The following is a 17,448-nucleotide window of genomic DNA, read 5'->3' on the forward strand; positions in this document are numbered from 1 at the left end:
CGATTTCCGGTGTGGCCGATTGCGGCCGATCGGGAGACCTGACTTTCGTGTGCAGGTATACCGGTTCGTTCCAGGCCGACCCGGCGTAGCCGCGCCTGGCGATCAGATGCCCGGCGCTACCGTGGTCCGCGAAGCCGGCGGGATGATCGCTACCTCGACACATGAAGAGTTCGGTTCGCTTCGGCTCGACTTGCGCCAACGCGCGTTCTGCGTGGTCATGTACGGAGTCCTTGCTTCTCGGGAAGCTCATCGGCGAGCAGGTTCATGAAGGAAAGGCTGCGGACTTCTGAAAGCGCCCTGCTCCGTACATAGTCGTATCTATGCGCATATCGCGCTACCTCGGTGGACTCGCTGTAGAAGAGTTCTGTTGAGATGGTTTGAACGGCTGCCATCGGCGGATCGTTGGGATCGGGAAAGTTGAAAAGGACGAAGGATCCGCCAGGTGTCAGCGTTTGCGTCATGCCGGTGACCAGCGGAAAGATCCGTACCGTCACGCGGGGTTGGGTTTCAGCGACGCGGATGACGTGGTGGAGTTGGGTGTACATCACGTCGGGCGGAACGCTGAAGCGGCGGAGGCCGACCTCGTCGAGGATCACCTCGAACTCGGGTCCATCAGGGCGGAGGACGGTGTGCTGACGCTGGAGTCTCGCTTCGACCAGGCGCTCGGGGATATAGGTGATAGGGCCTTCGGCCTTGGCATGTTCGATGAGTGCCCAGGTGTAGTCCTGGGTCTGCAGAATGCCGGGCATGGCGCCGGGCTGGTATTCGCGGATCGTCTTCGCGCCGGACTCGATGTCGGCGTACAGCCGCTGGCGGTCGCCCATCGTGTCGCCGAAGGCGTCCCACCAGCCACGCTCAGCGGCGTCGCGGGCGATGCGGACGATCTCGTGCCACTTATCGCCGCTGACACCCAGGACGTCGAGGATCTTCATGATCTCGGCGAGGTCGGGGCGAATGTGGGCGTTCTCCAGCTTGGAGATCTTCATCCGAGACTGATGGATCAGCCTGGCCAGCCGGTCGGCGGTCATGCCACGTTCCTCGCGCAGCGCGCGTAACTCCGCGGCAAGCCGTCGCCGGCGCACGAAAGGGCTGGTCATCGTCGGCCTCCCCGACGCAGTCGATCACGAGGTGTCGAGCCGATTACAGCATGCGTCGATCGGTCACGTTCTGAAATCGATGGACATCAGCGCCGGTTCGGCGTCGGTATCGCGCCAGGCGCGAACGTTCGGCTGCTGAACGCTCCCGCAAGGTGGGCGCGCAAAAGACATTCACCGATGCTCGGGCCTGTCCGAGCCGGGGACCGTTCCAGGAACATCGGACATGGCTCAGTCGGCGTCGAAATACCGTGACAGGTAGAAGCGGTACATGGCGCCGGTGGAGGCCGGCATCTCTTCGGCCTTCTTGATGATGCGGTGGCCGGAGAAGTGCGCCGGGTTGATCCGGAGTTCGCTGCTGAAAGCACGCACCACGTAGCCGGACGGACGAGAGGTCCTGACGCTCGCGTTCGGTCTTGAACCGGCCGACGTACTGCCCCAGGAACCGCTTGGAGCCAACATCAACCCGTACGCCCAGCTCATCCTCGGCGATCCGGGCGATCACATCGTCGATCCCCTCACCCTTGAACATTCGCAGGCCAGGAAGCGCCCAGCAGTTCTCGTACGGGGCGATTGTCCGCCGGACGAGTACCACGCCATCGGCTTCGGGCAGTTCGACCACAAGGTCGAAGGTCGGTATGACGCTCCAATCCAGCAGTTGTTCGAACACCTCGCGCGGAGCGAACTTGATCTCGGGGTGCCGGGGAGCGGTCACTGGATTCCTCTCTGCACGATGTCGGTCGCGGTACGCCAGACCTGGTCCCGGTCAGGAAGGACGAGTACGTCGTCGGCGAGTTCGAGCCGGTGGGCATGGCTGCCGCGCGTACGATCATGGTCGATATCGCTGACCCTGAAAAGCGCTTGGAATGCGGCAGGGCGTTGCCGTAGCCGGTCGGCAATGTCGGCCAGGACGCGGCGATCTTTGAACAGCAGCTGAAGCGCACGTGTGCCCGTGCCATGGGTGCCGCCGAAGCTGATGATGGAGAATCCTCCATCGGTCGCGTCGCGCGACAGGTAGTTACGGACTTTGGTGACGAGGAGATAGTCATCGAGCAGGAGCCCGTACTCGTCCACCTTCGGTACGTAGATCCGATCCGGGGCCGAGATGCGCCAGTTCGGTCGCTCTACGAGTCCGCGCCCGGGGACGAACCGGCGGGCCACCGCCGAGTCCGCCACATCGTTCTTGGAGATCACTCAGCGATAGGGCAGGTCAAGCGGAACCTGGTCGAGTGCCAGTGAATCGGGATCGCCGTCGGGTGAGTAGCCGAATAACAGCCGGGACAGTCCTTCGGCTGTAGGGCTACCGATGAGTGCCAGGTCATGTTCGGCATGGGTAAGAATCGCGTCTTCGACACGGAGCCGGCCGTTCCGGAGTGCTTCGCAGTCCTTAAGCCGATGCCGGCCGTGGGATTCAGCGCGAACGTTCGGCTTCGCAACGCTCCGGTAAGAAACGACGCACGCGGCATGCGTTCTGGCATTGCGCGTGCGAAGCCGACGTTCGTCAATCCGCTCGTGTTAACCGGTGGTGACGGAGCGGTGATGGAGTGTGAACTGAGGAGCGACCAGGCGGTTCTCCGAAGTCACCAGACGCCTCCGTGAGGTGCCCATGCTGCTACCTATCCTCTTGCCCGTCGCCCCGGCCATGTATTGGCGGCGGACGTTCCCCGGCCGTGCCGACCAGGCTCACGAGGTACGAGCGTTCACGACCGCTCTGATGCCGGACCATCCACGCCACGACGAGTTGCTACTCGTGGTCGGCGAACTCGCAGCGAACGCCCTGCGCCACACCAAATCCGGTCAGGGTGGAATGTTCACCGTGGACGTATCCCACGCCGACAAGCGAACGTGCGTCTCGGTCACCGACGACGGCGGACCGACCGAACCGGTGGCCGCCGAGGCAGGGGAGTGGGACGAATCGGGCCGCGGCCTGCGTACGGTCGCACTGCTCGCCGACAGCTGGGGGTGGCACGGCAACGACACCGGCCGTACGGTCACCGCCGTCTTCGCCGCGGAATCCGACCATGACGACCTGCTCAACGAGAGCGGCCGGGGCCTGGTCATCGTCGACGCGCTCGCGGCCCGCCGCCGGCACGCCGCCACGGCGCACGACAAGCCCGTGCACGCGATCGTCTCCACGCCGCTCGTCAAGCTCACCGTTGCCGAGCTCGCCGAGATCAGGACGGCCGTGCGGTGACCGGCCCGACACCACTCGACCCGCCGCCGATCCTGCCCGGCTACACCGTCCGCTGGGACGCTCAGGCCGGACAGTGGGCCGCCACCGCCGACCGCTTCGGTACGGTCCTGCGCGGCGCGAACCAGGACGAGCTGAACGAGGCCCGCTGGGACCTCATCCTCCGTCTTGCCGAGGAACTCCAGCGAATACTCCGGCAGCCGCCCGTGCGCGGCTACTCCCCGCCGCCGCGAAGACCCTGAGACTCCCCGTACGGCCGACGCCCCTGGACGGTCGCATGAAGACCACGCCTTACCTTGAGGCCGCCGCCCCGCCCCCCGGGAGCAGCGGCCGAAATTGTGGCGGGCAAGGGGAGGCCCGCCGCTCCGGCCGCCTGGGGCGGGCCGTCACCTGCCTGACGTGCTCGCCCCGGGCGGCACCCCCGTACGCTGCGGTCCGGCCGCTTCACACGAGAGGGCCCGGGACTGCGGCCGTGATCATGATGAGGACCCCTCGCATGCAGGACGACCGGTTGCTGACCCCGCGCGAAGCCTCCCGCCATCTCGGTGTCACCGTGACGACGCTGTCGCGATGGGCGCGGAACGACCTGCTGCCGGCGGCGTACACGCCCGGCGGGCACCGCCGCTACCGCCTCGCCGACATCCAGACGCTCCGAGCGGAGCGCGAGCGGAGGGCGGAGGAGTGGGAGAGCGACGCCGTACGGCTGTACGAGCAGGGTTGCTCGATCAGAGAAGTCGCTCGGCATTTCGACTGCACGGCGGGAATTTTCGATAATTGGTCATCACTATAAGAGATCATGAGCTAACTTAACGTGACATGCCGTCTCCTCGTCATGACACCATCAACCGGTTGTTCCGGGAGCATCCTGCACTGGCCGTGGAGATCCTTCGTGAGCTGACGGACGTCGCTTTGCCGCCGGGCCTGCCCGTACGGCTGGAGAGCAACGACTTCAACGATCGGCCGTCGAGGGACTTCCAGCCCGACACGGTGATCACCGTTGGTCCTCCACAGAAGCAGACGCACGGGATCGTGGTGGAGGTTCAGCAGGAGAAGTCCGTTGCCAAGCGGCGGCAGTTACCGCGCTATGCCGCTGCGTTCTGGTTGTCGCTGCAGTGCCCGGTCACCGTGTTGTGTATTTGCCCCAATGCTGACGCGGCCGTCTGGTATGCCGAACCAATTAATACCGAGTTGCCCGGTTTTGTCTTTCGGGCCGTAGTGCTGGGGCCACGTGATGTTCCTGTGATCACCAGCCCGGACCGTGCCGTCGGCCAACCCGGGCTGGCGGCGATGGCGGTGATGGTCCATGGGCGCGACCGCCGGGTCGTCGAGGCGTTCATGGCCGCGCTGGAAATCATCAAGCCCGAACACGCTCCGCAGTACTATGAATACGCCTATGGCATGGCCGCACCTGAGATTCGACGCGTCCTGGAGGAAATCATGGCTTCTTCGACCTGGCCCGTCTACAGCCCCTTCGCCCGCGAACACTTCGGTCGCGGAAAGGACGAAGGCCGCGTGGAGGGCCGCGTGGAGGGCAGGGTGGAGGGCAGGGCGGAAGGGGAGGCCAGCGCGCTCCTGCGGGTTCTGGCCGTGCGGGGGATCGAGGTGCCCGAAGACGTTCGTGCACACATCAGCACCTGCACGGACACGCGACAGCTCGACACCTGGCTCGATCGCGCCGCCGCCGCGACCTCCATCACCGACCTGTTCGAATGACCGCAAGGCGGTGTGACCCGCACGTTCTTAGCTTCTCGAAGAGATCACCATTGGCTCCCCACCGGAGCCCGCGTACGGCATCGTGGTGGGGTCGGTAGGAGAACGCCGGCGTCCCCGCCGCCTTGAGTGACGTGTGTTTCTATCCATCGCGTAGGAATGTCGGCGCTGATCCCAGGCTCCGTCTCATGCCGGCATCGACTTGGCATAGACGGCCAGGTCCTGTTGGAGGTCTTCGTCCGGTTCGTTGGCGACCGGAAGATCAAGGTGGGCTCGTTGCAGCAAGACGAGCGATGTCATGAGCCAGCCGCGGAGCTGGCCTCGGTAAACTTGGTGCTCGGTCGAGAAGAAGTTCGCGTGGACGGCCTCGACGAGCGATCGGAACTCCCCGGGCTCCAGCGCGTACATGTCCTCGGCGTTCGCGACCAGACCAGACGGGCGGCCTTCGAGATCCGCGATGCAGGTGGTCAGTCCTACGTAGAGACGCCCTGTGCGCAGGGACGGACTCCAGATCGTCTCGTCGCCTATGTCGAAAATGTAGCTCACTGTGGCCACTCCAGGCGGATTGTTACTTCAGGATGCGATTTCCGAAGCTTTCCGATGGCGCTCTCGACGGCAGACCTGAACTCGGGATCGGCGCTCGGCTTGGAGAAACTGAAGCCGATGGGCGCATCTTCGTATCCCTCCAGATGTTGCCGAGCCTCAAGATAGGAGTTGAACTTCTTGTCTATATGCTTCGACACCCACTTTGTCGATGTCGACGGCACTTGTTGCGCTCTTGTCTTCCCAGAGGGTGGCCTCTTCGACGCGATCGATGTCAGTGATTCGTCGGCCAGGTCGGGTGGGATCGTCGACCACATAGTCCCTTTTTCCTCCAAGCCGGATAAGGAGGAATTTCCAGTGTCGTTCTTTTCGGAAAGACCTGAAGCGAAGGTCATTGCCGTAGGTCCTGGTATCAGACTTGGAGTCCGGCTCTATCAAGGCGATCGAGGAGGCTGGGCTTACGAAGGTGCTGGTCACGCAACTGCCGGAACCGCTCAGCGAACGCCTCGGCGTTGCCTTCTCGGTCGCCGAGCGCCTCAAGTTTTTTCAGCAGCGTGAACGCCTGGTCGTACTCGCGGGGTTTCTTGGTGTCGATCAGTGCGCTGACCTGCCGCCAAGCCTGTTCTCAACGCGTCGCCAACCCGTCCAGGCGCTTTTCGTACGCTGCCGCCGCCGCCCGCGCCTGGCGAGCGTCTTCCCGCGCGGCTCTCTCGGTCTCAGCCCGTTCTCGCTCCTCACGCAGCGACCATGCCGTCTTCCGGATTTCACCGGCCGTGCGTCGCCCCGTCTCTGATGGCGTTTCGCCACCCGACCGGCGCGTTGGGGTCGCCGCGGAAGTCTCCCCAGTGGTACTCGTTCACGAAGCTGGTCGCGGTGATCTGTGCTCGGGTCGACAGAGCCCGTGGCTCGGCGCGTTGTCGCTCGTGGAGCGGACGATCGATCGCGCGGAACTCGTAGTACTGATTTTCGCTCACGTCCGGGGCTCCGTCTCCGTGCGGATGCGGGCGGCAAGAGGCCGCCGACCAGCGGGGTCGCTGGTCACCGAGTCGCCGATGCCCGGGAGGCCGCCTTGAAGGCGGCCTTGCGGGCGGCTTTGGCGACCTTCTTGTCGGGGTGATGGTCGCCGGCCAGGGTCAGGACCTCGGCGACGTCCGGATGGGGCAGCCGCCACATCACGTCAAGGAGCTCCTGCGGTCGTTCACCGGGCGGGAGCGCTTCGCGGAGCTGGTCGGCGACCTCTTCGGACTCAAGAGCGCGGCAGGTGGCGGCGATGGCGTCGGTGAGCAGCCACGCCAGATCTTCCGGGGTGGGCTCCAGATCGGCCGGGGCATCGGAGGACTCGGCCTCGACGAGCTCGGCGAGCGCGACTTTGGCGTACGGGCGTAGCGGGAGGCCGCCGAGTGCCTCGCGCCACTGCGGTTCGGCGGCGGCGCCGATCCGGGTCGCCAGCACGGTGGCGAACAACCGGTCCGCGGCCCCGCCGGCGGCAGCGGTCGCGAGCAGCTCGTCGGCGGCGGCTTCGGCGCCGCGCAGTTCCAGCCAGGCCGTCATCTCGGTGTCCACCTCGTGCTCGATGCCTCCCTCGGCCACAGCGATCAGGTCGGCGGCGGTCATCTCCTGCACCGGCGGAAGAATCGGCACATCGACCCCGGCTTCCTCTAGCTGGATCAGCAGGGCCCGGGTGGCCAGTGGGGTGAGCCGTACGACTTCGTCGTCGGATCCCTCGGTGCCTTCCGGAACGCTCTTTTCGGTGGGCGGGTGATGTTCGACCGCGCCGAGATCCCGCAGACGGCCGAGCAGCATGCGGGCCGGGTCGCCGTGTTCCTCGGTCCATGCCCGCCAGCCCTCACCCGCGAGGTCGGGTGAGGCCTCGGCGGTCACTCCATCGCGGATCATCGTGTGGAGTTCCGCTGCCGGGATGCCCTCGGAACGGGCGAGGAACAGCGCCATGACGATGGCGACGCCGGCACCGTCGAAGTCGAGGGTTCGCGCGGCCGGGTCGTTCGCGTCGACGTCGACGAGCAAGCCGCACGACAGCGCCGCGCTCAGCGCCCCGTGCCAGATATCGAGCACCTCGTCATCGGCCGCCGAAGGCCAGTTCTCGGTGGTCGGCCCCGTCGTCACGTAGGTTTCGTGGAAGGACAGGAAGTCGGCGTGGTCGGCGAAATGCCACACGTACGCGAGTTCGTCGGCGTCGATGCCAAGGGCGGCCGTTGCTTCCGTGACGTCAGACGGAGCCAGGTCATAGCCGTCGATGATCTCGCGTTCACCGCCGACCCAGTCGGAGAGCTGCCGGGCGCGGTCGAGCAGGACACTGGCCCGCGCGGCCTCTGCCAGCTCGCCGTCCTCGGGCAGACGCAGCGGCGGAAGCCGGTCCGGCAGGCCGAACGCCTCCGCGAGATCGAGCTCCTCGTCCTCGTCATAAGGAGTGATGGCGCCGGCTCCGGACGTGCCCAAAGCAGACAGGCCGCCGTTGTACTCACTGATCCATCGGTCGACGGCGGCCTGGTCGGAGAAATCGATGCCGTCGGCCGACATGGCCTGCGTGAGCGACCGTGCCATTCCCCAGTTGGCGGGGTTCATCACCGCATCGGCGAAACGCGGCTCGATCTCCTCCAACTCGGCTTCCAGGCGTGTGGCCTTCGACGTGCTCAGCCTCCCGGTGTCGCGGCAGAACGTCAGCAGGGCCCGTGCGGTCGGGATCACGCCGTCGACGTCGTCGGCCTTCAGGACGGTGATCTTCCGGGGGTAGATCTCGAGCAACAGCTCGCCGAGGTCTCCCTCGGCCAGATCGGCGAGACCGATCCCCAAGTAGTCACGCAGCAGGTCCAGCAGCAACCGAGCCTCATCGGCGTCGCCGCCCAGCCGGCGGCCGGTCCGTTCAGCCTGTTCCGCCCACCCGGCCAGTTCCTTGAGGACCGTCTCTACCGGGTCACTCACCGTGTCCGCCATGACGGCCAAATTATCGCCCCCGCCACACCGAGGCGGCGCGAATCGCGCCCCGAGCCGACCGACGCTGAACATCGCCGACAACTCGTCTTGGCCGGTGACCGGATGGCGGCCTCTGAGTACCATCGCCGGGTGAAGATGAACATCGATGACGCTGCGCGCTGACCTGACCGCGTTGCTCGCCGATGCCGGCCTCGTTGATGTGGACATCGACGAGGCGGCCGAGGATGAGCACGTACGCTTGTCCGCATACCGCAAGGTGGTCGCTGCCGCGCAGGGCAGTGACCATGACCGCGCAGTCGTTTCGGTGATCCTGCGAGACCCCGAGGAGTCGGTGTCCAAGACGGCGGTCGTCGAACTCGTGGACAGAATCGCCATGAAGACGGATGACCCGGTCGATTTCCGGCAGTGGGGGGTCGGACTGATGCCGGAGATAGATCGGATCGCGACGGACGGGCATCGCAGGTTCCTGTACCGCCGTATCCATGACTGGACGATCTACCTGACCGTCATGACCGGCGCTATTCCGGCTCCCGCTGAGATGGCAGGCGTGACGGGCTGGATGCAACGCCGCATCGCCACTGAATCAACATCTCTACCGGTACTCGCCATGCTTTCCGAAATGGGCAGCACCAAGAAGGTACGGAACATCGCCAGAAACCGTGCCGACAGCCGCGCAGCCAGAAACGAACGCTGACTTACCGGACCCGCGCGACGGCCGCCCAAGACCGGCGAGCCCGTTCAGTGGCTTTCAAGATGAGAGCAGGTCGGCGAGGAGGAGTTCGAGGGCGGACTCCTCCTGGACGGCGACGCCCAGCGCGGTCATGGCGGGCGTCAGTTCCGGGTCCCAGACCGCGTCGACGAGTGCACCGGTCAGCGGCGGCAGCGGTGTGCCCCGGTCGCGGGCCGTGGCGACGTGTTCCTCGTAGTCCGTCGCCCGCATGCGCCAGGGGCGGGCGCCGTATCGGCCGATCATGCGGTTGGCGATGGCGATCCCCGGCCAGTCGAAGTCGCCCCGGTAGGCGAGGCGCGCTCCGGCGGCATGGAGGGCGTCGAGCAGCGTCAGCGCCGTCGTCGTCGGATTGCCGGACACACAGACCAGCGGCCGGCGACACCCGCGGTCGGCGGCGGCCTCCACCACACGAGGGTTCTCGCAGACGAAGACCTCGGTGCCGGGCGGGAGGCGCCAGGTCATACGGCCCAGGTCGCGCAGCGTCAGATGATTCTCGAAGCCGGCACGCGTGCGCTCGCGGAGCAGGCGTACGGCGGGTTGTTCGCCGAGGGGGACGAGCCCGTGCGTGAGCACCGTCGTCGACACACGATCGACGGCCACGCCGGCCGCCTCCCACAGTTCGCGCCGGGAGCGGGCGTCCTGGGGCGGTGGCATTTCCAGGACGCGGGCGACGGCGCGCAGGACGATCCGGGACAGCAGGGTGCCGTCGTCCAGGCCGTGCGCGGTTCCGGTCACACGTTCGGCGAGTTCGCCTCGGCCCGGCGCCCCTGCCGCGCTCGGTCCTGACGGGTCCATGCCCGACGCACCCGCAGACGACGGGTCCAGGCCCGCCGCGCCCGGGGACGCGGGACCGGCCAGCGTCGCCATGACGTCGACGGCCTGGACGATCAGCCGCCCGGCGGTCTCCGGGGCCAGCCGGGCCAGGGCGCCGGCCCGGCGTACCTCCTCCAGCCACGGCCCGGACCAGGCCGCGGAGGCCAGCCCACGCGACCGCAGTGCCTGATCCGCGGCGGCCCAGAGCGACTCGGCGGCGGCGCGGCGGGCGTCGCGGGCGGCGGGGCGGTCGGTGAGCGGGCCGCGGAGTTCCGCGACGACCTCGACAAGACCACGCTCGGCGGCGCCCGTACGGAGCTGAGCGTCGAGGTCGGCAAGGGCGATCGACACCGCGTCTCCGGCGTACGGGCGGCCGGTGAGCAGGGCGAGGGCCTCGCGTTCGGCCGCCGTGACGCCGTCGAGGCGCAGCCTGCCCCGCACCAGCAGCCCGTTGCGTTCGAGCCGGTCGCGCAGCCGGTCCCACAATCGGGCGAGTGCGGGCTGGTCGAGCCAGGCGCGGGTCCGCGTGGTCATCCCACGCTCGGCGGCGGATGTCCCGGGCTCGGCGGAGGTCACGTGCTGACCAGCCGCTTGTGTCGCCCGTCCCACGTGAAGTGGACGGTGGCCACGCCCCGGACGTGCGGGTCGCGCAGGCACTCGTAGATGTGCAGGCTCGGTACGCTCGCGAAGCAGCCGAAGAGGCGTTCGCTGGTGATGATGAAGTCCAGGTCCAGTTCGACCATCAGACCCAGCAGCCGCCCGTGGGTCGGTTCGTCGACCTTGGCGAACGCGTCGTCCAGCAGGATGAGGCGCGGGGCGTCCGGGGCGGTGTCGCCGAGGGAGGAGAAGTGCGCCGCGGCGGTCGCGAACAGCACGAGGTAGGACACGACGCGCTGTTCGCCCTGGCTCAGTGCGGTCCGGTGGCTGAGGACCCGTTCCCGGTCGGGGTTGGCGGCGTCGGTCACCTTGACCCGGAAGCCGTACCAGGCCCGGTAGTCCAGGGCCGTACGCAGGTGCAGGGCGTAGCCGGCGGACGGGTCGGCGCGCCGGGCGTCCTCGATGCGGCGGCGGAGGGCGTCGCGGAGGCCGGCGGACTGCTCGCGGGTACGCAGGGCCGACGGGCGGCGGAGCAGTTCGACGGCCGCCCGGATGTCGGCGTCGGCGCCGGCCGGCAGTTCCCATACGAGGCGGGTGCCGATGCCGTGGGACGAGCGGACCTCATCGAGTGTCTCGTTCATCGTCGCTACGAGGTTGTGCGCGGCCAGCACCTGCCGGGAGAGGTGGTCACCGAGTTCGCCCAGCAGGTAACGCTCGAACACCTCCTGCTCGCGGGTGGACAGCCGTAGCCGGGCCTCGGCGAGGGCCGTGCCGATGCGGGTGCCGACGACGGCCACGTCGTGCGCGCCGGTGTCGTCGTGCAGGGCGAACCTCTTGACGCCGTCCATCTCGTCGACGCCGGCGTCGTAGCCGCCCGCAAGGTTGTCGCGCAGCTCCTCTCCCCGGCGGAGGATCAGCGAGTCGCTGACGTCGGCGGACGCCTGGCCGAGCCGGGTGCCGATGTCGTCGGCGAGGGTGTTCAGCGCCTTGATCCGTGCGCGTACGTCCCCGTCCTGCGCGGTGTCGTAGGCGCCCAACGGCTCCTCGACCTCGCCCAGTTCGGCGGCGAGCGGCAGGCCGGGCAGGCCGAGGGGGCGCCGCAGCCGGACGCCGCCGTTCACGACGTTCCCCTCCTGTTCGGTGAGAGCGACCGAAGCGCCCTCACGCCGTACGCCGGCCTCGATCCGGTCCTTTCGGAGCTCGTCGTGCCGCACCCGGAGCTGCGGGAGCCCGCGTACCGCCGTGTCGAAGCGGTCCTGCGTCTCGCGTTCCCTCGCGAGGATCTCCTGCTCGCTCGCGCCGACGGACTCCTCCAACAGCTTCAGCTCGCGCTGCGCGGCGGTCAGCGCCGCCCGCGCGGTCACGTAGCCGTCCTCGGCGAACGTACGGTCGGCGCGCGCCTTCTCCCAGCCTTCGCGGACCGCGCCGTGCGCCGACAGCCGATCCAGCACGCTTCCGGCGTCGCGGGCGAGCGTGCCGATGAGGGAGTGCAGAGTGCCGAGTTCGGCACGGATCCGGGCGAGGGCCTCCAGGTCCGCGGACAGGCCGTCCGCGCTCGCCCGTGCCTCGGCGCGGGCGCGCAGGCGCACCGCGATCGCGCGGGCCTCCTCGGCCGCGCGGCGGGCACTCGCCAGGTCCGCCGTGAGCCGCCCCGTCTCGGCGATCGCCTCCTCGTACGTCGTCCACGCGTCGGTGAAGGCACGCGTCCGTGGAGCGTCGCGCAGCACCCGGCGGAGCGCGTCGCGCCGCTCCTCGATCCGCGTGCGGACGGTCCGCGCGGTCTCCAGCGCGGCTTCGAGTTCCGCGATCCGGGTGGTCAGCGCGGCGATGCGGAGCTGCCGGGTCGCCGCCCGGACGCCCGCCCCGACGTACTCCGGGCGGTCCTTCCCGTACGCGCCGCGCGTCACACCGAGCCGCCATCGGCCGTCCGCGGCCGCCCAGCTCGACGCCGTCTCCGCCTCGCCCAGCCCGATGGAGCGCAGCAGCGCCTCGAGGCCGGCCGCGCTCACCCCCTCGGCGGGTACGGGCCGGAGCACGTCGGCCAGGCTCGGCCCCGCGACGGGCGGTCCCGGACGCAGCAGTACGTCACGCGTGTCGGCGGCCAGCACGGTGCCGTCGGCGCACACCCAGGCGCCGAGCAGCCCGCTCGCCTCCAGCGCGGCCTCCAGGCCGCTACGGTCGGCGTCGGACAGGCCGTCCGCGAAGTCCAGCAGCCGGAACAGCGGAGCGCCGCCACGCGGTGGCCGGTCGGCGGTCGCGTACGAGGAGCGGGGCGGTTCGGGGTCGGGCTGCCGCTCCCAGCGGCTCCGCTCGGCGCGCGACTCGGCGAGTTCGGCGGCGATGGAGCGTTCGCGGGCGATCGCGTCGTCGCGTTCGGTCTCGCAGACCGCGAGCACCGGGTCGGTCACCTCGTGCGCGGTCCGGTCCACGGTCTCGGCGACGTCCCGGTCGAGGCAGCGGTCGGTGACCGGGAGGTCCTCGTCCTCGTCGGGCAGTGCCACGAGCGACTGGACGGCGGCAGGGTCCGGGAGCCGGTCCGCCCACGCACGGACGAGCCGGGCGTACGCGGCGGACGCCTCGACCAGATGGCCGCCGCGCTGCTTCTCGCGGTCCTGCGCTCCGCCGAGCTGTGCCTCCAGCCGCTCGGCGTCCTGGCGCAGGGCGGCCGCCCGGCTCTCCGCGCCGGCGACCTCCTTCAGGTGTTCGGTGAGCGCTGCCGCGGCGCGCTGCCGCTCCTTGATCACCTTGGTGGCCTCGGTGAGACCGTCCCGCCAGGCCGTCAGGTCCGCGGCCGTCCGTTCGTCGAGTGTCCCGGCGCCGGGCCGTACGGTCTCGTGGTCGCGGCCGTCCGGATCGACGATCGTCTCGGTGGCCGGCGCGGCCAGGGACGCGGTCGTCGTGGCGGGCGGCTCGCCCAGGAGGGCCTCGTCGATCCCGCAGGCTCGGCTGCCGACGCGAGCGTCGCGCAGCGAACCGCGCAGATCGGTCAGACCACGGGCGATCGCGCCGGTCTCCACGGCGAGCCGGTCCGCCGCGGTCGTCTCACCCCGGCGGGCCAGATCGGCGGTGGTCCAGGCGCTGCGTGCGGCGTCCTCCACGGCGCGCACGGTGTTGCGTCTCTCCCGCAGGTCCGTCAGCGCGCCGTACGCCGCGCTCTCCCGCAGTGCCCGTAGGTCGGCGTCGGCCGCGTCGCGAATCTGTTCCAGGCTCGCGACCCGGGCCTCCGCCTCGGCCTCCTGCTCCTTGAGCCGCGCGAGGGTGCGCTCGGCGTTCCCGGCCGCGCGCCGCCGTTCGCGCAGGAGCCCGAGCGCGTCGTCGACCTGGGCGACCCGGCCGCGCAGCACACCGCGCAGGTAGCCGCGATAGGAGGTCAGGAACGTCGTCAGCGCGGCGTCGGTCCGTTCCAGCCGCGCGAGCTCGTCGCGTACGGTGTCGAGGTCGTCGAGGTTGCGGGCGACCTTGTCGATGACCTCGTCGTCGAGGGGCGGCAGGGCGTCGCTGAGCACCTTGACCAGCTCACCGGACTCGATCCGGTCGCCGATCGTCGGCCGGCGCAGCCCGTACAGCAGGTGGACGAGGTTCCGGTACCGCGCCAGGTCGGTGAGGCCGAACAGGTCCCGGGCGACGCGGGCGCGGTAGTCGGCCGCGCGGTCGAAGCAGTTCTCCGGGCCGACCAGGTCCCGCAGCTGGGCGGGCGTGGGACGGCGGCCCGGATCGTCTAGTGGCAGCTCGTCGCCGACGGCGAGCGAGGTCACGAAGAACGTCGCCTTCGCCTCGCCCGTCGACCTCGACGCCCGGACCGCGACGCCGAGCGTCAGACGCTCCCCGGCGTTGTCGTCGTCGACGGTCCGGGCGAACTCGATCCACAGGTAGCCCAGCCGGTTGGTGCCGGTCGTCCAGCCGTCCAGCATGAGCCACTTCAGCGTCGTCTTGCCGCCGCCGGCGGCATCCAGCCTGCGGGTGTCGCCGTCCAGCAGGAAGGGCAGCAGCATCTCCAGGGCCTTGGACTTGCCGGCGCCGTTCTTGCCACGGAGCAGCAGCCGGCCGCCGCCGAACAGGAACTCCTCGTCGTACTGCCAGACCTGATGGATCCCGGCACGGCTGAGCCGGAACCGATGCGGGTTCCTCGGCAACGGTGTCACGCGGTCACCTCCGGGGCGTAGCGGGCGGCCGCGGCCAGCAGCCCTAGGCCGCCGTCGCCGGACCGCTCGATCAGCCGCATTCGCAGCAGCAGATCGGTGACGGCCTGGCACAGCGGCTCGGGGGAGGCGGTGTACCGCTCCGCCCACGCGTTACCGTGCCGCTCGACCAGCTCGGCGAGCACGGACGCGATCCGCCCGCGGGGAATGCCGGCGGGGCCGCCGTCCGGGGTGAGCTCGGCGACCAGGCGTTCGAGCACGAGCAGCGCGGCCCAGGGAACGGTGCCGGAGCCGGGGAACTCGATGTCGCTCAGCTCCCCGGCCGGATCGAGCAGGGCGACGCCCTCCGCGCGGATCTCCGTGTCCAGGCCCAGGAACTCCTCGAACGTGCGCTGCTCGCGGCGCTGGTTGCGGCGCAGCCAGTCGTGCTCCTCGTCGGTCAGCCCGTCGACGTACACGACCGGGGTCTCCACCAGCCGCCGCCGTACGGCGTGCCGCGGACCGGCGTCTCCGGGTGCGGCCGCCAGCTCGATCAGCTCATCGGGCGCCGAAGCCCGGCCGATCGGCCCGCTCACCAGACGCCGTGCGACCTCCCGGTCGACCGTCAGCAGCGCCTCGGCGCCGCCGTCGCCGGAGTAGGACTCCACCGACCCCTCGTCCTCGGACAGCACGTGCCAGGTCATCAGCTGCTTGAGCGCCGCGACCAGCGCGCGGCGTTCGGCGATGCGGTTCGGCTCGCCCAGGTCGATGCCCGCCTCGGCCGCGGCTGCCCGGGTACGGGTGACGATCTCCGACAGCAGCAACTGCTCGGGCGCGGTGACCAGCACCGACAGTGCCAAGGCGAGATAGGCGTACGTGCGGGGGGTGAACGGCGCGCCCGACGTGCGCTCCAGCCGGCGGCCGGAGTCACGGCCGAGACCCGCCTTGAGGAGCCGCGCGAAACCGGGCTCGACGACGAGGCGGTACCCCAGCAACTGCCCGAACTGCCGGGTCAGCTCGTCGGCATGCCGCCGGATCAGCGGAAACTCCTCGGGATGCGTCCCCGGGGTGACCAGGGGTTCCCGCAGCAGCAGCCGGGCCGCGCTACGCCGCTCGGCCGCCAACTCGTCGGCGAAGTCGCCCGTGCCGCTCAACCGGCGGCCTCCAGATCCGTGCGTGCGACGGTGCCGAGGTCGACGCGCAGCCCGTCGAGGACGAGGTCGCCGTCCGCTCCGTGGACGACGGTCGCCGTTCCGGCCGTACGGCTGAGGCGGAGCCGGACGTCCAGGTCGTCGTCGGAGGCCTCCGCGTCCTCGAACCTCGGCGGCGCCCCCGCCAGGGATCGCGCGAGCAGGTCCAGGAACAGCCGGGTGGCCGAGCCCGACAGCCGTACGTCGCCGAGCCGCGGGCCGGCCGCGCGGAGTTCGGCGGCCGCGGCGTGCTGACGGCGGGCCTCGTCCTCCGCCTGTTCACGCAGTCTCGCCCGCTGGTCCTCATAGTCCTCCGGCCCGGAGGTGCGTCCCCGGGGCGCGCGCGAACCGCGTTCCTTCAGCGCGATGGGTACGCGGGCGGCCGGTCCGTCCCACCAGCTCGTCGTCGCCGGCACGTCCTGGTCGGTGTCCGGGGCGACGCCGAGGTGACGTGCCCCGTACAGCCCGAACGCCGCGACGAACAGGTCGTGGGCGGTCGCGTCGTCGGAGCCGTCGAACCACTGCGCGAGCCGGATCAGATCGCGACGCCGGGACAGCCCGCCACCGGCCGACCGGATCATGCGCTTGGCGTTGGCCAGCAGCGCCTGCAGGGCCCGCAACGTCGCGTCGCGGAGCTGGTCGACCTGGCTGCCCTGGCCGGTGTCGTCGAAGAACCACGCGCGCAGCCCCGCCCAGTCGCCGAGCTCACGGCCGCGACTTCGCTGAATCCGTACGTCGGCGTCCTGGAGAGCCGCGAGTCCCTGGTCCGCCGCGTCGATGCTCGCAAGAAGCGCCGGCAGCCGCGGCCACAGCCCCTGAATGCTCGCCTCGATCTGCGGCGCGAACAGGGCGACCTCATCGGTGATCGTCTCGGCGTAGTCCAGCAGCAGCTCCTTGAAGCCGGTGAACTCCGCGCCGTCCAGGTCATACCGGAAGATCACCTGGCCGAGGTAGGCGTAGAAGTCGCGTACCGAGTCGGCGAACTGGCCGAACTGCGCGAACAGCGTGGAGATGCGGTCCAGCGCCTCACGCGGGTCGACCCCGCCCGGCCGCCCGGCCGACTTCTCCAGATCGGCCAGACCCCGGGCCACGAGGGCGAGCAGCTCCCGGCTGACCTCGCGCGCCGCGTCGGCGTGGAGGAGGATCTCGTCCGCCTGCCGCTGGATCCGCTCGCCGAGCGCGGACAGCTGATAGCGGGACCGGACCCGGTGGTACTCCCGGATGCTGCCCGCCTTCACCGGACGGGAGCTGGGGATGAGATCACCCCAGGTCGTCAACGCGTCCAGCTTCGCGGCGATCGTCTCGACCGGGAACCGATCGTCGAGACGACCGGCCAGGTCGTGCGCCGACAGATCCGCCAGCAGCGTCGAGGTGAACACACGCATGATCGCGATGTACGCCGCGCGATCCGGCACCGTCAGGTAGGTGTACGCGGTCAGCCGCTCCAGATCTTCCCCCACGGTCAGCAACCGTACGCGTCGCACCGTAGGGAAACGGACGGCTCGCCGTT

18 protein-coding genes are annotated in these 17,448 nt (G+C 69.5%); 6 read left to right on the top strand and 12 right to left on the bottom strand.

The features are described from left to right. Positions 1–102 precede the first annotated feature (102 nt). From QWU11_RS47165 to QWU11_RS01940, 4 genes are read right to left on the bottom strand one after another with little or no spacing between them, the layout of a single operon-like run. Complete coding sequence (locus QWU11_RS47165; protein WP_354670794.1) at positions 103–219, bottom strand: DUF397 domain-containing protein; 117 nt, start codon at positions 217–219, stop codon at positions 103–105. Beyond that, entirely contained in the window at positions 216–1,097 is an 882-nt protein-coding gene (locus QWU11_RS01930; protein WP_290103203.1) for a helix-turn-helix transcriptional regulator, read from the bottom strand. Before QWU11_RS01930 ends, QWU11_RS47165 begins: the two co-directional genes overlap by 4 nt. 43 nt (positions 1,098–1,140) lie before the next feature. Then, positions 1,141–1,809 (bottom strand): NUDIX domain-containing protein, encoded by a 669-nt coding sequence (locus tag QWU11_RS01935; RefSeq protein ID WP_290103204.1) that lies wholly within the window; start codon positions 1,807–1,809, stop codon positions 1,141–1,143. Next, the gene (locus tag QWU11_RS01940; RefSeq protein WP_290103205.1) at positions 1,806–2,288 is read right to left on the bottom strand and encodes a hypothetical protein; all 483 of its coding nucleotides are present in this window, start codon (positions 2,286–2,288) and stop codon (positions 1,806–1,808) included. Before QWU11_RS01940 ends, QWU11_RS01935 begins: the two co-directional genes overlap by 4 nt. A gap of 412 nt (positions 2,289–2,700) precedes the next feature. Between QWU11_RS01940 and QWU11_RS01945 the strand changes: the two genes are divergently transcribed. The 4 genes from QWU11_RS01945 (at position 2,701) to QWU11_RS01960 (ending at position 4,998) form a co-directional block, all read left to right on the top strand. Beyond that, on the top strand, positions 2,701–3,288 hold the full coding sequence (locus QWU11_RS01945; RefSeq protein ID WP_290103206.1) for an ATP-binding protein: 588 nt from the start codon (positions 2,701–2,703) through the stop codon (positions 3,286–3,288). Beyond that, positions 3,285–3,527, top strand: a complete 243-nt coding sequence (locus tag QWU11_RS01950; protein ID WP_290103207.1) for a hypothetical protein — start codon at positions 3,285–3,287, stop codon at positions 3,525–3,527. Before QWU11_RS01945 ends, QWU11_RS01950 begins: the two co-directional genes overlap by 4 nt. A 254-nt stretch (positions 3,528–3,781) precedes the next feature. Then, on the top strand, positions 3,782–4,075 hold the full coding sequence (locus QWU11_RS01955) for a helix-turn-helix domain-containing protein (protein WP_290103208.1): 294 nt from the start codon (positions 3,782–3,784) through the stop codon (positions 4,073–4,075). Positions 4,076–4,101: 26 nt separating this feature from the next. Beyond that, positions 4,102–4,998 (top strand): hypothetical protein, encoded by an 897-nt coding sequence (locus QWU11_RS01960; RefSeq protein ID WP_290103209.1) that lies wholly within the window; start codon positions 4,102–4,104, stop codon positions 4,996–4,998. A gap of 183 nt (positions 4,999–5,181) precedes the next feature. On the opposite strand, the gene QWU11_RS01965 is transcribed toward QWU11_RS01960, so the two are convergent. Together QWU11_RS01965 and QWU11_RS01970 are read right to left on the bottom strand one after the other, a co-directional pair. Continuing rightward, the gene (locus QWU11_RS01965; RefSeq protein ID WP_290103210.1) at positions 5,182–5,541 is read right to left on the bottom strand and encodes a DUF6086 family protein; all 360 of its coding nucleotides are present in this window, start codon (positions 5,539–5,541) and stop codon (positions 5,182–5,184) included. Further along, entirely contained in the window at positions 5,538–5,933 is a 396-nt protein-coding gene (locus tag QWU11_RS01970; protein WP_290103211.1) for a hypothetical protein, read from the bottom strand. The genes QWU11_RS01965 and QWU11_RS01970 overlap by 4 nt, the downstream gene beginning before the upstream one ends. A 71-nt stretch (positions 5,934–6,004) precedes the next feature. Here QWU11_RS01970 and QWU11_RS01975 point away from each other — a divergent pair, with 71 nt between their 5' ends. Next, positions 6,005–6,331: a hypothetical protein gene (locus QWU11_RS01975; RefSeq protein ID WP_290103212.1), complete on the top strand. Its 327-nt coding sequence runs from the start codon at positions 6,005–6,007 to the stop codon at positions 6,329–6,331. Here QWU11_RS01975 and QWU11_RS01980 read toward each other — a convergent pair. Then, positions 6,303–6,512 carry a hypothetical protein gene (locus tag QWU11_RS01980; RefSeq protein ID WP_290103213.1) on the bottom strand — a complete coding sequence of 70 codons (210 nt, stop codon included), beginning with the start codon at positions 6,510–6,512 and terminating at the stop codon, positions 6,303–6,305. The genes QWU11_RS01975 and QWU11_RS01980 overlap by 29 nt on opposite strands. Before the next feature lie 64 nt (positions 6,513–6,576). Continuing rightward, complete coding sequence (locus QWU11_RS01985) at positions 6,577–8,829, bottom strand: hypothetical protein (protein ID WP_290103214.1); 2,253 nt, start codon at positions 8,827–8,829, stop codon at positions 6,577–6,579. Between QWU11_RS01985 and QWU11_RS01990 the strand changes: the two genes are divergently transcribed. Beyond that, on the top strand, positions 8,822–9,184 hold the full coding sequence (locus tag QWU11_RS01990) for a hypothetical protein (RefSeq protein WP_290103215.1): 363 nt from the start codon (positions 8,822–8,824) through the stop codon (positions 9,182–9,184). The two genes, QWU11_RS01985 and QWU11_RS01990, sit on opposite strands and share 8 nt — an antisense overlap. Before the next feature lie 54 nt (positions 9,185–9,238). On the opposite strand, the gene QWU11_RS01995 is transcribed toward QWU11_RS01990, so the two are convergent. Genes QWU11_RS01995 through QWU11_RS02010 form a run of 4 tightly spaced genes read right to left on the bottom strand, consistent with a single transcriptional unit; the run spans position 9,239 to position 17,398 of the window. Beyond that, positions 9,239–10,567, bottom strand: coding sequence for a TIGR02679 family protein (locus QWU11_RS01995; RefSeq protein ID WP_290103216.1), 1,329 nt, complete (start codon positions 10,565–10,567; stop codon positions 9,239–9,241). A gap of 38 nt (positions 10,568–10,605) precedes the next feature. After that, positions 10,606–14,772 carry a TIGR02680 family protein gene (locus tag QWU11_RS02000; protein WP_290103217.1) on the bottom strand — a complete coding sequence of 1,389 codons (4,167 nt, stop codon included), beginning with the start codon at positions 14,770–14,772 and terminating at the stop codon, positions 10,606–10,608. After that, positions 14,769–15,902, bottom strand: coding sequence for a TIGR02678 family protein (locus tag QWU11_RS02005; protein ID WP_290103218.1), 1,134 nt, complete (start codon positions 15,900–15,902; stop codon positions 14,769–14,771). Before QWU11_RS02005 ends, QWU11_RS02000 begins: the two co-directional genes overlap by 4 nt. After that, positions 15,899–17,398 (bottom strand): TIGR02677 family protein, encoded by a 1,500-nt coding sequence (locus tag QWU11_RS02010; protein ID WP_290103219.1) that lies wholly within the window; start codon positions 17,396–17,398, stop codon positions 15,899–15,901. The genes QWU11_RS02005 and QWU11_RS02010 overlap by 4 nt, the downstream gene beginning before the upstream one ends. Positions 17,399–17,448 lie beyond the last annotated feature (50 nt).

This window comes from Actinomadura sp. DC4, assembly GCF_030406325.1.
In the GTDB taxonomy this organism is placed as follows: Bacteria; Actinomycetota; Actinomycetes; order Streptosporangiales; family Streptosporangiaceae; genus Actinoallomurus.

Excerpts from the sequence above, each read along its gene's own strand:
- QWU11_RS47165 (WP_354670794.1), bottom strand. The coding sequence starts at position 219 with ATGACCACGCAGAACGCGCGTTGGCGCAAGTCGAGCCGAAGCGAACCG.
- QWU11_RS01960 (WP_290103209.1), top strand. The coding sequence starts at position 4,102 with ATGCCGTCTCCTCGTCATGACACCATCAACCGGTTGTTCCGGGAGCAT.
- QWU11_RS01955 (WP_290103208.1), top strand. The coding sequence starts at position 3,782 with ATGCAGGACGACCGGTTGCTGACCCCGCGCGAAGCCTCCCGCCATCTC.
- QWU11_RS01930 (WP_290103203.1), bottom strand. The coding sequence starts at position 1,097 with ATGACCAGCCCTTTCGTGCGCCGGCGACGGCTTGCCGCGGAGTTACGC.
- QWU11_RS01970 (WP_290103211.1), bottom strand. The coding sequence starts at position 5,933 with ATGACCTTCGCTTCAGGTCTTTCCGAAAAGAACGACACTGGAAATTCC.
- QWU11_RS01995 (WP_290103216.1), bottom strand. The coding sequence starts at position 10,567 with ATGACCACGCGGACCCGCGCCTGGCTCGACCAGCCCGCACTCGCCCGA.
- QWU11_RS01945 (WP_290103206.1), top strand. The coding sequence starts at position 2,701 with ATGCTGCTACCTATCCTCTTGCCCGTCGCCCCGGCCATGTATTGGCGG.